The sequence below is a fragment of the Kitasatospora indigofera genome, from assembly GCF_014655955.1.
In the GTDB taxonomy this organism is placed as follows: Bacteria; Actinomycetota; Actinomycetes; order Streptomycetales; family Streptomycetaceae; genus Kitasatospora; species Kitasatospora indigofera.
The window spans coordinates 1-14,809 of sequence record NZ_BNBO01000099.1; the positions used below are offsets into that span (position 1 = coordinate 1).

Here is a 14,809-nt window from a genome sequence, read left to right on the forward strand (position 1 = left end):
GGCCGAGATTTCTCGGCCGCCACTTCTGCGTTCCGGGGACGCCTTCTCAGAATCACCGACGGCGCCGGCCTACCACGCTCGCCCCCCCGGCCGTCTGCCCCGCCGCCCTGGCCGGGGCTCCGCGGTCCGAGGCCCGGCTCAGGGTCGGGGTCGGGGCACGGCCTGGGCCGCTCCCGGCCCCCTCCACGGGCCGGAGCCGAATTCCGCCGCCGGGCCCCGGTGCCGTTCCCGTGCGGATTCCGATGCCCGCACCGCCGGCCGTCCCGGTGCGGATCACCGGTACGGGCGGGCCCGTCGCAGTCGATAAACTGATGGCTGCCTGTAGCAGCGGCCGAAACGGCCGGTGACGGTGGCGTACGCACCTGCCGTACGACCCCGGCTGCTGCCCGCCGACCCGCGTCCGGTGCTCCGACGAGCCCGGCGCCCACCTCATGAAGAGGAGCATCCCAGGATGGCTCGACACCTGATCACCAGCGCGCTTCCCTACATCAACGGGATCAAGCACCTGGGGAACATGGTCGGGTCCATGCTCCCCGCGGACGTGTACTCCCGCTACCTGCGGCGGCGCGGCCACGAGGTGCTCTACATCTGCGCCACCGACGAGCACGGCACGCCCGCCGAGCTGGCCGCCAAGGCCGCCGGGCTGCCGGTGGACGAGTTCTGCGCGCAGCAGCACCTCGCACAGAAGGCGGTCTACGACGGTTTCGAGCTGTCCTTCGACTACTTCGGGCGCAGCTCCTCGGTGCAGAACCGGGAGATCACCCAGGAGTTCGCGCGGGAGCTGCACGCCAACGGCTTCATCGAGGAGCGCGCCGTCCGTCAGGTGTACTCCAAGGCCGACGGCCGGTTCCTGCCGGACCGTTACATCGAGGGCACCTGCCCGCACTGCGGCTACGACAAGGCCCGCGGGGACCAGTGCGAGAACTGCACCCGGCTGCTGGACCCGACCGATCTGATCGACGCCCGCTCGGCGGTCAGCGGCAGCCGGGACCTCGAAGTCCGGGAGACCACGCACCTGTTCCTGCTCCAGTCGAAGCTGGAGAGCGAGGTGGCCGCCTGGATCGACGCCAACGGCTCGGACTGGCCGACGCTGGCGTCCTCGATCGCCCGCAAGTGGCTGACCGAGGGCCTGGCGGACCGGGCGATCACCCGGGACCTCGACTGGGGCGTCCCGGTGCCCGGCGACGTGTGGCCCGAACTGGCGGCCGCCGGCAAGGTGTTCTACGTCTGGTTCGACGCCCCGATCGAGTACATCGGCGCGACCAAGGAGTGGGCCGACGCGGCGCCGGCCGGCGAGGACCGGGACTGGAAGTCCTGGTGGTACCGGGCCGACGACGTCCGCTACACCGAGTTCATGGCCAAGGACAACGTCCCGTTCCACACGGTGATGTTCCCGGCCACCATCATCGGCACCCGCGCGCCCTGGAAGAAGGTCGACTACGTCAAGGCCTTCAACTGGCTGAACTACTACGGCGGGAAGTTCTCCACCAGCCAGCAGCACGGCATCTTCACCAACGCGGCCCTGGAGCTGCTGCCCGCCGACTACTGGCGCTACTTCCTGATGGCCAACGCCCCGGAGTCGGACGACACCAGCTTCAGCTGGGAGCTGTTCTCCTCCTCGGTGAACAAGGACCTCGCGGACACCCTCGGCAACTTCGTCAACCGGGTGCTGTCGTTCAGCCTCAAGCGCTTCGGCGACACCGTCCCGGCCGGGAACGAGCCCGGCGAGGCGGAGCGCGCGCTCGGCGCGGAGATCGCCGGCCTGCTGGCCGAGTACGAGGGACACCTGGACGCCCTGCGGTTCCGCAAGGCCGCCCAGGCGCTGCGGGCGCTGTGGAGCGCCGGCAACTCCTACCTGGAGGCGAAGGCCCCCTGGCTGGAGATCCGCACCGACGAGGCCGCGGCCGCCCTGACGCTGCGGACGGCGATGAACCTGATCCACCTGTACGGGGTCATCTCGGAGCCGTTCATCCCGTCGACCGCCGCCACCATGCGGGGTGTGTTCGCCCTCCCGGAGCAGGACCCGGCGGCCGGCCCGGCCTGGGTGACCGGCGAGCAGGCGGGCGCGCTGGGCTTCGTCGGCGCCGGCACCCCGTTCACCGTGCCGCCGGTGCTCTTCGCCAAGATCACCGACGAGGACCTGGCGGCCTGGCGGGAGCGCTTCGGCGCGGAGTGACGCCGTGGGGGTGAGGCCGTGGGGTGACCGCGGCGAGGTGACCGCTGCGAGGTGGTCGCCGTGGAGCAACCCCGCGAAGCCGCCCGGGGCGTCGGACCTCCGACGCCCCGGGCGGCTTCGCCGTGCCGGCGGCCGCACCGACGACGGCTACACCGGCGGCGGCGCGATGACCGCGAAGACCGCGCCCTGCGGGTCCGCGACGACCGCCATCCGGCCGGCCACCATGTCGAACGGCGGGAGCAGGGCCTTGCCGCCCTTCTTCAGCAGGAGGTCGACCGTGGCGTCCGGGTTGTCCACCGCGAAGTACGTCAGCCAGTGCGCCGGGGTCCCGGGCGGGTCGTTCTCCAGGCCGGCCAGCCCGCCGACGCTCCGGTCGCCGACGTTGAGCGAGTAGTAGCCCTCGGCACCCTCCATCGGCGTCACCCCGATGCCGAGGACCGCACCGTAGAAGGCGGTCGCGGCGGCGATGTCGCCGGTGTGCAGGTCGTTCCAGACCAGTGCGCCGTGCTCGCCGACGATCCCGGCGCCGGCGAAGTCCACCGCCTGCCAGATCCCGAACACCGCACCGGCGGGGTCCGCCACGATCTGCATCCGGCCGGTGGTGCCGACGTCCATCACCGGCACCAGCACGGTGCCGCCGGCCTCGGTGACGGCCCGCTGGGCGGCGTCCGCGTCGTCGGTGGCGAGGTGGGTGGTCCACGCCACCGGCGGCTTGGGCATCCCCTCGGGCGCCATGGCCGGGCCGATGCCGGCCACCGCCCTGCCCTTCAGCGTGCACACCGCGTAGCCGCCGAACTCCGCCGGGCCGGGCTCGCCCTGCCATCCGAACAGGTCCCGGTAGAAATCCAGCGCCGCCTGCTGGTCGTCGGCCGCCAGATCGACCCAGCACGGCGTGCCGGGCAGGTACGGATCAGTGACTTCAGGCATCTCTTCTCCCTGCTGGTGACCCCTCGCCCACCTTCCCCGGGCAGGCCGGAACCTGCCACCGGAGGGCCGCACGGCAGCTCCTGCCGGGCGGCCGCGCGGCTCCGGCTGCTCTCCCCCTCCCCCGATGGGAGCCGGACGCGGGACCGCCCCGGCGGGGCGCTGATGCGTCCCCGCCGGGGCGGTCCGGTGCGTACGGGAGGTGCGGGTCAACGGGAGGTGCGGGTCAGTAGAGGGTCTTCACGGTGGCGCCGGTGAAGCCCTGCTGGGCGTACAGGCTGATGTAGACCGGCCCGGCGGGCGGGTTGCTGATGGTGAGGGACTCGGTGTTGCCGGTGCTGGTGGACTTGGCGGTCCAGGAGCCGGTGGTGGCCCAGCCGTTGGCGTTGTAGTAGAGGTCGGCGTTGCCCGTCCCGCCGGCGGCGGTGATGGTCAGCTGCTGGGTGCCGGCCGGCACGTACAGGTAGAGGTAGCTGTAGTTGCCGGTGGTCGCGGACAGGTTGGAGCGACGGCAGTTCTGGCCCAGCTGACGGGTGTCGGCGGCCGTGCACTCCGGGACGGCGGTCACGGTGACGGCCTTGGTGGCGGTGGCGGTGGCGCCCTTGTCGTCCGTCACGGTCAGGGTGACGGTGTAACTGCCCGCCGCGGTGTAGGTCTTGGCCGGGTTGGCGGTGGTGGAGGTGGTGCCGTCACCGAAGTTCCAGGACCGGGCCGCGATGGTGCCGTCGGCGTCGGTGGAGGTGTCGGTGAAGGCCGCGGTCAGGTCGTTGGTGACGGCGGTGAAGCCGGCGGTCGGCGCCTGGTTGGCGGGCGGGTTGGTGCCGCCGCCGCAGGTGCCCGCCGCGCAGGCGGTGAGCCAGCTGTTGAAGTCGGCGTCGTAGCGGGTGCCGACGGTGCCGGTCAGGTAGCTGCGGGCGCCGGCCCAGTCGCCGCCGCGGTACTTGGCGAGCACGGCGTCGATGTCGGCACGGTGCGACTGCAGCATGTAACGGACCGCCAGGTAGCCCCAGTTGTAGATCCGGGTCTGGTCGGCGTTCTCGTAGGTGGTGCCGAACAGCGTGCTCAACGCGTAGGTGTGCTTCGCCGCCTGGGCGATCGCGGCGTCGTAGCTGACGTTGCGGTAGGAGTAGGAGATGTACTCGGCGAAGCCCTCGACCCACCAGATGGTCGGGGTGGTCACGCCGGCCTCGAAGTCGCCGTACATGTCGAACCGGCCGTCGAGGTAGTGGGTGTACTCGTGGTTGAGGTTCCAGATCTGGAAGGCCGGGCGCACCCACTCCGCCTCGTAGGCGATGAACCGCGGCTGGTTGCCGGCGGCGGCCGGGTCGCCCTCCAGGTACATGCCGCCGTTGTCGGTGCTGATGCCGAAGATGGTGCCCGCGTAGGTCTGGTAGTCGCTGCTGGAGTCGAAGACCACCACCTCGATGGTGGTGTTGGTGTCCCCGGCGACGGCGCCGTTGTCGCGGACCACGCTGTGGAAGTACGCGTCCTGGTTCTTCAGGCTGGTGCAGGAGGAGGCGAGTTCGGCCGCGGCCATCTGCTGGGCGACGATCCGGATGCTGGGGCTGCAGGTGTAGTTGACCGTCAGGACGGCCGCCCTGAGCCGGTTGGCCAGGTCACAGGTGTCGTAGTAGGCGCAGTTGGCCTTGTCGTAGGAGTCGGTCATCTCGGCCAGGCCCACCCAGAGGGCGGCGGTCCGGCCGGTGATCGAGCTCTGCCCGAGCAGGCCCTTCACCAGCGGACGGACCTTGGGCTGCAGTGAGGCGTACTGGAGGAACCGGCCCAGCTCACGCCCGGCGTTGGAGACCAGGTAGCCCTGGTCGCCGCCGAGCAGCGCATTGTTGGTGGAGGCGAACGCGTACAGGGTGTCGGTGACCGACGGGTCCGCCTGCACGGCCGACACGAAGGCCGGCGACTGGTGGCCCCGCCAGAGCACCGTGTAGGTGTTGTTGACGGCGTTCAGCATGTACCAGGAACTGTTGTACGCGCTGGTGTAGCCGGACAGCAGCCGCTTGACGACCGAGAGGTAGCGGGCGTTCTCCTCCGCGCTGTCGATCAGGGTGACGGCCTCCGACAGCGTCTCGCCGTTGGCGTCGGTGACGTCGCGGGAGTGCGGGGCCGCGAAGAAGGCGTCCAGACCGCCGCGGATCGCGGTCTGCAGCGTGCTGCCGTACGTGCCGACGGTCGAGGCGTTGTACCAGTGGACGTAGTAACCGGCCCGCAGGAAGAGCACCAGCTGGCCGGCCGAGGTGCTGTTGTCCCCCGGGTAGGAGGCGGAGACGTCGCGCAGCGCGTTCGCCACGGTGGTCATCTGGGCCTCGCGGAACGCGGCGTACGCGTCGTTGCCGGTCAGGTTGAACAGCGTGTTGACGCAGTCCAGGGTGGCCGACTTGACCTGCTGGACCAGCGCGCTGCCGGTACGGGTGGTGAAGTCCGAGGTGTTGCAGGCCGCCGCCGCGAGGCCGCGGGCGGCCGGGCCGCCCGACGTGGCGGCGGTCGCGGGCCGGTCGTAGTCGCGCCGCAGCGCGCTGCGGTCCAGCGGCAGGGGGGCGCGGTCCTTGGTGGCGAGGGCGCTACCGGCGTGACTGTCGTCCTGCTCGGCCGTACCGGTGGCCGGCCTGGGGGCCTGCCCGGCGGGCGTGGTGCTGCCGGGGCGGTCGGCCGGGCGGGGCGCGGCGGCCTGGCTCCTGGGGCTGAAGACCCCGATCGCCAGACAGAGCGTCAGCGCGACCATCAGCAGCCTGACGAGGTCCTTCGGTATCCGGGCGGTTCTCACGTGGGGGGCCTCCTGGCCAGTGGTCGGCCGCGTGGGGGCGCGGCCGTGAAGGAGGTGAGGACCGTTGCTGGGGAGCCGTGGGGCGGCTCCGCCATCGCACGGCGGGGAGTGTGACATGTACCATTGCATACGTCACATGGTGAGTGGAAGGCCTTCTACGGAAGGAAGTTGCCGACCGGTAGCACCGGACGGCGGCCACCCGCCCCGACCGGAGGACGGCCCGGGCTCTTCCGGCCGCCGGAGCACCGGGAACTCCAACAGGCCTGCGTCCGGGCCGACTTGGGACGGCAAGGCGGCTCGGTCCGGGCGCGGGTGGGCCCGGACGACGGCCGGGAACAGCCGGGAACAGCCGGGAAGGGCCAGGGACAGCCAGGGGCAGCCAGGAACAGCCACGGAGAGCCAGGACGACGGGTCAGGCGCCCCGCGTGCCACCGCCGGAGAGCGGACCGGCCGGCCTTGCCCGCCCCGCCGACCAGGAGATCAGCGGCGGCCGGACGGCGGCAGCCCGGACCGCCGGGTCGACCGCGTCCAGCACAGCCCGACGGTCACCCGGCACCTCCCACCGGCCACCGGCCACCGGCCACCGCAGCGACGGCGGCGGCGGACCGTCAGAGGTCGGTCCCAGGGCGTGGGGGCCGGGGCGCCGGCCGGCCGGGGGGCCAGGGCCCGCCGCTGGGTGACGGCCGGTCAGGGCCGGGCGGCCCGCAGAAGCCGAGCTGCCGGCACACGGACTCCTGGACGAGGGCGTTCCACTCACGGGTCAGGTCGGCCAGTTCCGCCTTGGCGTGCGCGGCCTCCTCGTTGGCGAGGTTCAGCTCCTGGTGGACGGCTTCGAGCAGGCGCAGCAGCCCGTCGGACACCGGATCGGCGGCGTCGTCGGCATCGGCACCCCGGTCCGCCGGCAGGGCCGGCCGTCCGGTGGAGCCGGGGACCGACCCCGCGGCGCCCGGCCCGAGGTGACGCGGCGGGCCGAAGCGGCTCCCCGGCCCCCCGTACGGCGGCAGGCCGTACGGCGCACGGCCCCCGGACCCCGGACGGCTCCCCGGGTCCGGTCCGCCGTCGGGCGGCAGGGCGGCCCGGCCGCCCTGGCGGGCCGTCACCTGGGCGAGCTGGCGCTCTCCCCGGCCCTCGGCGTCCGCGATCCAGCGGCGCAGCCTGGCCAGCGCGAACTCGGTCACGGACAGGACGACGACGGCGAGGCAGCCGAGGGCGGGGATCCAGCGGGAGTCGTACGTACCGACGACGATCGCCGCGATTCCGCCGGCCGCGGCGGCGACGCGTAGACCGTCGGTCGCCCTCGGCGAGATTCTCCGCATTTCTGGCCTCACCTCTACATCTGCGCAGACCCTCCCCCGCGGCTTTCGTGCTCGCTTTCCCGCTGCAGGGCGAATGCCTGCGCAATGGTGGCGAGGAGGAATTTCCTGATCATGGGATGCCTGATACCCCATGCGTCCAACGCTTCTTCGGGGGTGATGGGTGAGCGTACACCCCGATCTAGATCATTTGCGGAATCCTCGGAAACAATGCCGCCCCGGACCAACAGCTCCCGCAGGTCGAGGTGGACCACCTGGGCAATTCGCTGGAATTGGGAGGGTCTCGGCAGCGTTTCGCCGCGCAGCATCCGGCCGACCGCCGAGGCGCTCATTCCGGTGTCCCTGGCCAGGGCGAGGCGACCGCCCGTCCCGGGTGTGAGGTCGTAGCCGGCTCGCTGCGCGGCCTCGTGGACGACCGCCCCGAAGCGCTGGGCCGGGGTCGTCGCGTCCGAGGTGTCCCCTGTCAACTGCATGGCGCGCAGGCTATCGCGTGTCCCGTCCACGGGCGCGCACTTGCATGCTCGCAAGCCCCCCTTCCTTCTCATCACACCTGCTCAGATCCGCCTCATGGATATGCGGACGGGTCAATTCCAGGGAATCGCTTGCACGCCTGCACGCAGGCTCCTAACGTGACAGCCCTTCCACTCCCAGGAGGTCCGGCATGACCGTCACACCAGCGCTGATCGACGCCGCCAAGGCCGGGGACGGCGCTGCCTGGACCGAGCTCTACCGTCTCTACCAGGGCCGGGTGCTCGCCTTCCTCGTCCGGCGGACGGGGAATCGCGCCCTGGCCGAGGACCTGACCCAGGACACCTTTGTCAGGGCAATGACGGGAATTGGCAACTACCAGCTCACCGGCACCGACATGGGCGCCTGGATAATCACCATCGCCCGAAACCTGATGCACGACCACGACAAACGCCGCTCGACCCGGCGCGAGTCGGCGTTCGACGTGGTCGGGGATACCGACGCCGGTATTCGGGTGGAGGAACTGGTGATAGCCATCGTCGAGGCCGACCGGGTATTCGCCGCGCTCGCCGCGCTGAACGAGCACCAGCGGACGGCCGTCACGCTCCGCTACTGGGGCGGCCTGAGCTCCAAGGAGATCGCCTCGCGCACCGGCCTGCGGGTCGGCGCCGTCAAGACCCTCACCTACCGGGCCCGGGTCAACCTCCGCCGCCGGCTCTCCGAGGACGGCGCCCCGACCGCCCCCCATTAGGGCCTGTCCGGGGGCCTACTCGCCCGCGTAGGCCCTGTCCAGGGCGGCGAAGTCGAACTTGACCATCGAGAGCATGGCCGCGGTCACCCGCTGCGCCTTCTCCGGGTCCGGGTCGCTGAGCCTTTCGACCAGCCCGGCCGGGATCACCTGCCAGGACACCCCGAACCTGTCCCTGAGCCAGCCGCAGGCGACCTCGGCACCGCCCTCGGTCAGTCTCGCCCAGTAGTGGTCCAGCTCCTGCTGGTCCGCGCAGAACAGCTGGAACGAGATGGCCTCGTTGAAGCGGAACTCCGGCCCGCCGTTGAGCGCCACGAACTTCTGGCCGTTGGCCTCGAACTCGACCGCCATCACACTGCCGGCCGGCCCCGGACCGGCCTCGGTGTACCGGCCGACCCGGCCCAGCCGGGAGTTCTTGAAGATCGAGGTGTAGAACGCGGCCGCCTCTTCGGCCTGCCCGTCGAACCAGAGGCACGTGGTGAAGCCGTCGCTGGTCATCGCTATCTCCCTGTCCGTGAGCGAGTGTGTCCCGGCAGCCGGCCCGGCCCCCGACGGGCCGGTCCCCGCGCGGGGCGGACCCGCGCAGCACTGCCCGTGGGCGGAACCTCCCGTGGGCGGGCCGCTGCTCCGAGTGTCCCCGCCCGCGGCCGGACACACCGGCCGCCACCCCGGCCCGCGCGTGTTCTCGTTTCCCCTCGCCCGCCCCGTCGGGAGTCACCACGGCGGCCGGACGGCGGGTCAGCCGGTCCGGTTCGGGCCTTCGGTGCCCTCAGGGCCGTCCCCGGCGGAACCGGCGTCCCCGGCGGGAGTGACGGAAGTGACGGGAGTGACGGAACCGGCCGGGTCGCCGGCCCCCTCGACGGCCTCGGTGAGCCACTGGATCCAGAAGGTTTCGAGCCCGATGCCCGCCCGCAGCACCACGTGCTGCAGGCGGTTCTCGTCCGCCGCCTTCTCGGGCGGGAAGTCCCGCGCCTCGATCGCCAGGTAGTCGTCCAACTGGCTCCGGTGCAGCGCGAGATGGCGCCGCAGCTCGGCGTCGAGGCCGGGCAGGCCGAGCACCGCCGCGGCGCGCAGCCGGAGCAGCAGCGGGTCGCGGACGGCCTTCGGGTCCTGGCTCTCGGCCGTCCAGCCGGCCAGCTCCGCGCGGCCGGCCGGCAGGACTTCGTACTCCTTGCGCTGCCCGCGGGAGGGCGGCTGGGGGACGGCGCTGATCAGGCCGCCCTGCTCCAGCTTGCCGAGTTCGCGGTAGATCTGCTGGTGGGTCGCGGACCAGAAGAAGCCGATCGACTTGTCGAACCGCCTGGTCAGCTCCAGCCCGGAGGACGGCTTCTCCAGCAGGGCGGTGAGGATGGCGTGCGGCAGCGACATGGGAGGAGCTTAATCCGGCTGGTCCCGGCGCGGCCGGTCGGATCCCGGCCGGTCAGGGCGCCTCCGGCCGGGCCCCGAAGGGTCGGGTCCCGGCCGGCCGTGCCGGCGCACTCCGGTCAGAGCGCGGCCGCGAGCCGGGTGCCCTGGTCGATGGCGCGCTTGGCGTCGAGTTCCGCCGCCACGTCCGCGCCGCCGATCAGGTGGGGCTCCAGCCCCTGCGCCCGGAGGGCGTCGTAGAGGTCGCGGCGCGGCTCCTGCCCGGTGCACAGCACGACGGTGTCGACCGGGACGATCCGCTGCTCGCCGTCCAGGGTGATGTGCAGGCCCTGGTCGTCGATCCGGTCGTAGCTCACGCCGGCGACCATCGTGACCCCGCGGTGCTTGAGCTCGGCACGGTGGATCCAGCCGGTGGTCTTGCCCAGCCCGGCGCCGACCTTGCTGGTCTTGCGCTGGAGCAGGTGGACGGTCCGTCGTGCCGGGCGGCGGACGGGCTCGCGCAGGCCGCCGGGGCCGCGGTGCTCGGTGTCGACGCCCCACTGCTCGAAGAAGGCCTCGGGCGTCCGCCCGGTCTCCTCCCCCGGGTCGGTGAGGTACTCGGCGACGTCGAAGCCGATGCCGCCGGCGCCGAGGACCGCCACCCGCTCCCCCACCGCGGCCTTGTCGCGCAGCACGTCCAGGTAGCCCACCACGCTGGGGTGGTCGGTGCCGGGGATGTCCGGGGTGCGCGGCAGGACGCCGGTGGCGATGACGATCTCGTCGTACCCCTCGCCGGTGAGGGTGCCGGCGGTGACGGGCGTGGAGAGCCGGACGTCGACCCCTTCGGCCGCCAGCTGGTGGCGGTAGTAGCGGATCGTCTCGTCGAACTCCTCCTTGCCCGGCACCTGGCGGGCGACGTTGAGCTGCCCGCCGATCTCGGCGGCGGCGTCGTAGAGGGTGACGGTGTGTCCGCGCTGCGCGGCGGAGACGGCGCAGGCGAGGCCGGCGGGGCCGGCGCCGACCACGGCGACCCGCTTGCGCAGACGGGTCGGGGTGAGCACGATCTCGGTCTCGTGGCAGGCCCTGGGGTTGACCAGGCAGGAGGTGATCCGCCCGCTGAAGGTGTGGTCGAGGCAGGCCTGGTTGCAGCCGATGCAGGTGTTCACCGCCTCGGGCGTGCCGGCCGCGGCCTTGGCCACGAAGTCGGGGTCGGCGAGCAGCGGGCGGGCCAGCGAGACCAGGTCGGCGAAGCCGTCGGCGAGCAGCTGCTCGGCCAGTTCGGGCGTGTTGATCCGGTTGCTGGTCACCAGCGGGATGCCGACCTCGCCCATCAGCTTCCTGGTGACCCAGGTGTAGGCCCCGCGCGGCACCGAGGTGGCGATGGTGGGGATCCGCGCCTCGTGCCAGCCGATGCCGGTGTTGATGATGGTGGCGCCGGCCGCCTCGACGGCCTTGGCCAGCCGGACCACCTCGGGCAGCGTCGAGCCGCCGGGGACGAGGTCGAGCATGGAGAGCCGGTAGATCAGGATGAAGTCCGGCCCGACCCGCTCGCGCACCCGCCGGACGATCTCCACCGGGAGGCGCATCCGGTTCTCGTACGAGCCGCCCCAGCGGTCCTCGCGGTGGTTGGTCCGGGCGGCGATGAACTCGTTGATCAGGTAGCCCTCGGACCCCATGATCTCCACGCCGTCGTAGCCCGCCGACCTGGCGAGCGCGGCGCAGCGGACGAAGTCCTCGATGGTCCGCTCGACCTCCTCGTCGGTGAGGGCGTGCGGCGGGAACGGGCTGATCGGGGCCTGCAGGGCGCTCGGCGCGACCAGGTCCTCGTGGTAGGCGTACCGGCCGAAGTGCAGGATCTGCATCGCGATCATGCCGCCCTCGCGGTGGACGGCGTCGGTGATCAGACGGTGCTCCTCGGCCTCGGCCTCGGTGGTGAGCTTGGCGCCGCCCGACCAGGGCCGGCCCTGCTCGTTGGGGGCGATGCCCCCCGTGACGATGAGGCCGACGCCGCCGCGGACGCGGGTGGCGTAGAACTCGGCCATCCGCTCGAAGCCGTGCTCGGCCTCCTCCAGCCCGACGTGCATGGACCCCATCAGCACGCGGTTGGGCAGCGCGGTGAATCCCAGGTCGAGCGGGCGCAGCAGGTGGGGGTAGGCGCTCATCCGGTCACTCCGCGTACGACGGTGTCGCCACACGGTAGGACGCCGCCCGCTCTTGTGCAACAAGTTGCACATGTGGCGGACGCAACGCACCCCTTGGGCCGGCGCCGGTCCGTCCGAGGCCTCGGCCGCGCCCGTCGGGCGGTCAGGCCGCCCGCACCGCGCCGTCCGCACCCGCCCTGATCAGGCCCGCCCGTCCGGCAGGCTCGCCAGGACGAGCGCCGCCGCCCGTTCCGGGGCGCCCGCGGACCGGCCGGACAAGCCCTCCACCGACCAGTGGAGGATCTCCCCCGCGACCGTGAGGGTCAGGGTGAGGCCGGTCTCGAAGCGCTCCGCGTGAACGGCTGCGTCCGAGTCGGGTGCCCGCCGGTGGAGGGCGTCCAGCAGCGCCGCCGCGAACGCCTCGTCCCGCGCCCGGGCGGCGGGGTCACAGCCGGCCAGCGCGTCGGCGACCCCGGGGTCGGCCGGATCGTAGTGCTCCAGGTGGGGCAGCAGCTCCGCGGCACCGAGGATCGCCGCCGCCTGGAAGGTCAGCACGTGCGCGCCGGCCTCGTCGTCCAGCAGTTCCGCGATCAGCGGAACGGCCCGCGGGTCGCGCCGGCGGGCCAGGCCGCGGATGCCCTCCTCGCGGGCCGCGGCGTCCTCGTCGGTGGTCCGGCTCCACAGCGCGGCGCGCACCTCCGGGGAGTCCGCGTCGATCTGGAAGCCCAGCGCGAAGGTGGCCCAGTTCCGGACCTCGGGGTCGGCGTCCCCGGTCAGGCGGATCAACGCGGGCAGGACCGGGCCCGGGTCGTCGGTGGAGACCGTCGGCAGCGCCTCGGCCACCGCCCGGCGCACCTCGGCGTCCGGGTGACCGGCGAGTGCGAGCAGGACCGGGACGGCCCGGGCGTCCTGACCGGCACCGAGGGCCCGGACGGCCGCCCGCTGCACCTGGTGGTCCGGGTCCTGCCCGGCGGCGAGGGCCAGCACCGCCGTGGTGACCGCCTCCCGGACGCCCGATTCGTGGCGGCCGGCCGCCTCGGCCAGCAGCTCGCAGCCGGCCCGCCGGACCAGGGGGTCGGCCGAGCCGAGCAGGCCGGTGCCGAGCCGCAGCGCCCGTCCGCCGTCCTCGGCGAAGTCCGAGAGCAGCGCCCGCAGCGCCGTCCGCGCCCCGGGACCGGCCCGGCGGGCGGCCTGTTCGACGAGGGCCGAGTCCGACTTCGTGTCCATCCGCGCATTGTCGCCCAGTGCCGCGCGGGGCCCGCCGGCCGGGGTCGGCCCGGACGGCAACCGGCCGGGCTGGGCCTGGACCGCAACCGGCCGGCGGCCCGCTGGACGACGTCCGGCCGGGCCGCATCGCACCGGAACCGGACCCGCGGCGCCCGCATCGCACCGGAACCGGAACCGCCGGACAGGTCCCGCCCTGGACCGGACCCGCGGACCGGCCCTGTCCTGAGCCGTCCGGGTGGGCCCGGACGGCCCGTCGGGTGTCCGCCCGGGGCGCCCCGCCCGCCGTGGCTAGGGTGGGCGCACGCCGGGCGGCCGGTCCGCGGACCCGGTCCCCGGACCGCGCGGCGGGGCCGCCCCCGGGGCAAGCCCCGGAGCAGGCCCCGGGCAGGCAACCGGGGAAGGTCAAGGTCACCGAGGCAGGTCGCCGGACCGTGGGAGGAACGAGATGCCACCCAGCCGCCGGAGGTTGCTGGCCGCCCTGGCCGGAGCCGCTCTGACGGGATGCCAGGCCTCCGGCGCGGCCCGACCGGGGCCCGGGGCCGCCGGTCCGGCCGGCTCCGTCCTCGCCACACCGGCGCCGGCGCCGGCAGCGTCGGCGCCCGCGGCGTCGGGCACCGCCCGGTCCGGCGGCGCAGAGGCCGGCGCCCCCGCCGCCGTCCCGGGCTCGGCCGACCCGCCGCCCGGCGCCGCGAGCCGCGCCGGGGCGGTCACCCGGGCCGACCTGGTGAGCCGCTACGGGCAGCTGGAGCCCACCAGTTGGGGGTTCGACGGCCCCGGCGTGCTCAGCCGGCTGCCGGCCGGCGAGGCGGCGATCGCGCTGACCTTCGACGCCTGCGGCGGTCCGCAGGGCAACGGCTACGACGAGGCCCTGATCGGATTCCTCCGGGAGCGGCGGGTGCCGGCCACGCTCTTCCTGAACTCCCGCTGGATCGACGCCAATCCGGCAGTCGCCCGCGCACTGGCCGCGGAGCCGTTGTTCGAGATCGCCAACCACGGCACCCGGCACTGCCCGCTGTCGGTCTCCGGGCGGTCCGCCTACGACATCCCCGGCACCCGGGACGTCGGCGAGGTGGTCGACGAGATCACCGGCAACCGGGCCGGACTCACCGAACTGCTGGGCCGTCCACCGCGGTTCTTCCGCTCGGGGACCGCCTACCTGGACGACGTGGCGGCCCGGATCGTCTCCGATCTCGGCGAGCGCTTCGCCGGCTTCACGGTCAACGGGGACGGCGGCGCCACCTTCACCGCCGGGCAGGTCCACAGCGCGGTCACGGCCGCCGGACCGGGAGCGATCGTGCTGGCCCACATGAACCACCCGGCCGCCGGCACGGCCGCGGGCATCGCCACCGCGGTCCCCCGGCTGCTGGACGAGGGATGCCGGTTCGTACGCCTCTCGGAGGCCGTGCCCTGAACGCCCGCACGCCCCGGCGCGTCCTGAGCGCGTCGGGACGTGCGGGGCGGTCGACGGCCCGCCCACCGGCCCGCCGGCCGGAACGGACCTGCGCCCCGACGACCCTGCCCCGTGCCCGACTTCGTTGTCGGGCACGGGGCAGGTGGCGCGGCGGGCGGAGCGCGATCGGGGCCGCGGGGCCGCCGGGCCGGGTGGTCGGGCCGCCCGGCCGGGCCGTGGTCTCGTCCTACTTGACGGATCCGGCGGTGAGGCCGGAGACGACCTGGCGTTCGATGAAGGCG

Annotated in this window: 11 protein-coding genes; 3 read left to right on the plus strand and 8 right to left on the minus strand. The window is 73.4% G+C overall.

Annotation, left to right across the window (positions count from 1 at the left end):
* The first annotated feature begins 451 nt into the window (after positions 1-451).
* Complete coding sequence (metG, locus tag IE329_RS38985) at positions 452-2,176, plus strand: methionine--tRNA ligase (RefSeq protein WP_190215819.1); 1,725 nt, start codon at positions 452-454, stop codon at positions 2,174-2,176.
* Positions 2,177-2,323: 147 nt separating this feature from the next.
* Here the strand turns inward: metG and IE329_RS38990 are convergent, their stop codons facing one another.
* The 4 genes from IE329_RS38990 to IE329_RS39005 form a co-directional block, all read right to left on the minus strand.
* Positions 2,324-3,103: a VOC family protein gene (locus IE329_RS38990; RefSeq protein WP_190215820.1), complete on the minus strand. Its 780-nt coding sequence runs from the start codon at positions 3,101-3,103 to the stop codon at positions 2,324-2,326.
* Positions 3,104-3,326: 223 nt separating this feature from the next.
* Complete coding sequence (locus IE329_RS38995) at positions 3,327-5,834, minus strand: collagenase (protein ID WP_190215829.1); 2,508 nt, start codon at positions 5,832-5,834, stop codon at positions 3,327-3,329.
* A 650-nt stretch (positions 5,835-6,484) separates the two neighbouring features.
* Positions 6,485-7,192 carry a hypothetical protein gene (locus IE329_RS39000; protein WP_190215821.1) on the minus strand — a complete coding sequence of 236 codons (708 nt, stop codon included), beginning with the start codon at positions 7,190-7,192 and terminating at the stop codon, positions 6,485-6,487.
* Between the two features lie 14 nt (positions 7,193-7,206).
* Positions 7,207-7,662, minus strand: a complete 456-nt coding sequence (locus tag IE329_RS39005) for a helix-turn-helix domain-containing protein (RefSeq protein WP_190215822.1) — start codon at positions 7,660-7,662, stop codon at positions 7,207-7,209.
* Between the two features lie 188 nt (positions 7,663-7,850).
* On the opposite strand from IE329_RS39005, the gene IE329_RS39010 reads away from it, so the two are divergent.
* Positions 7,851-8,408, plus strand: coding sequence for an RNA polymerase sigma factor (locus IE329_RS39010; RefSeq protein ID WP_190215823.1), 558 nt, complete (start codon positions 7,851-7,853; stop codon positions 8,406-8,408).
* A 15-nt stretch (positions 8,409-8,423) separates the two neighbouring features.
* Here IE329_RS39010 and IE329_RS39015 read toward each other — a convergent pair whose 3' ends face one another.
* The 4 genes from IE329_RS39015 to IE329_RS39030 form a co-directional block, all read right to left on the minus strand.
* The gene (locus tag IE329_RS39015; RefSeq protein WP_190215824.1) at positions 8,424-8,903 is read right to left on the minus strand and encodes a VOC family protein; all 480 of its coding nucleotides are present in this window, start codon (positions 8,901-8,903) and stop codon (positions 8,424-8,426) included.
* A gap of 240 nt (positions 8,904-9,143) precedes the next feature.
* The gene (locus IE329_RS39020; RefSeq protein WP_190215825.1) at positions 9,144-9,773 is read right to left on the minus strand and encodes a PadR family transcriptional regulator; all 630 of its coding nucleotides are present in this window, start codon (positions 9,771-9,773) and stop codon (positions 9,144-9,146) included.
* Positions 9,774-9,889: 116 nt separating this feature from the next.
* Complete coding sequence (locus tag IE329_RS39025; protein WP_190215826.1) at positions 9,890-11,911, minus strand: NADPH-dependent 2,4-dienoyl-CoA reductase; 2,022 nt, start codon at positions 11,909-11,911, stop codon at positions 9,890-9,892.
* Between the two features lie 180 nt (positions 11,912-12,091).
* A complete protein-coding gene (locus tag IE329_RS39030; RefSeq protein ID WP_190215827.1) occupies positions 12,092-13,117 on the minus strand; it encodes a HEAT repeat domain-containing protein in 1,026 nt (341 codons plus the stop codon).
* Positions 13,118-13,562: 445 nt separating this feature from the next.
* On the opposite strand from IE329_RS39030, the gene IE329_RS39035 reads away from it, so the two are divergent.
* Entirely contained in the window at positions 13,563-14,528 is a 966-nt protein-coding gene (locus IE329_RS39035; protein WP_190215828.1) for a polysaccharide deacetylase family protein, read from the plus strand.
* The last annotated feature ends 281 nt before the right edge of the window (positions 14,529-14,809 follow it).

What these genes read in the sequence shown, in the direction of transcription:
- IE329_RS38990 (WP_190215820.1), bottom strand. Translation starts at nt 3,103, where the DNA reads ATGCCTGAAGTCACTGATCCGTACCTGCCCGGCACGCCGTGCTGGGTC.
- IE329_RS39015 (WP_190215824.1), bottom strand. Translation starts at nt 8,903, where the DNA reads ATGACCAGCGACGGCTTCACCACGTGCCTCTGGTTCGACGGGCAGGCC.
- IE329_RS39035 (WP_190215828.1), top strand. Translation starts at nt 13,563, where the DNA reads ATGCCACCCAGCCGCCGGAGGTTGCTGGCCGCCCTGGCCGGAGCCGCT.
- IE329_RS39005 (WP_190215822.1), bottom strand. Translation starts at nt 7,662, where the DNA reads ATGCAGTTGACAGGGGACACCTCGGACGCGACGACCCCGGCCCAGCGC.
- metG (WP_190215819.1), top strand. Translation starts at nt 452, where the DNA reads ATGGCTCGACACCTGATCACCAGCGCGCTTCCCTACATCAACGGGATC.
- IE329_RS39020 (WP_190215825.1), bottom strand. Translation starts at nt 9,773, where the DNA reads ATGTCGCTGCCGCACGCCATCCTCACCGCCCTGCTGGAGAAGCCGTCC.
- IE329_RS39025 (WP_190215826.1), bottom strand. Translation starts at nt 11,911, where the DNA reads ATGAGCGCCTACCCCCACCTGCTGCGCCCGCTCGACCTGGGATTCACC.
- IE329_RS39000 (WP_190215821.1), bottom strand. Translation starts at nt 7,192, where the DNA reads ATGCGGAGAATCTCGCCGAGGGCGACCGACGGTCTACGCGTCGCCGCC.
- IE329_RS39030 (WP_190215827.1), bottom strand. Translation starts at nt 13,117, where the DNA reads ATGGACACGAAGTCGGACTCGGCCCTCGTCGAACAGGCCGCCCGCCGG.
- IE329_RS39010 (WP_190215823.1), top strand. Translation starts at nt 7,851, where the DNA reads ATGACCGTCACACCAGCGCTGATCGACGCCGCCAAGGCCGGGGACGGC.
- IE329_RS38995 (WP_190215829.1), bottom strand. Translation starts at nt 5,834, where the DNA reads ATGGTCGCGCTGACGCTCTGTCTGGCGATCGGGGTCTTCAGCCCCAGG.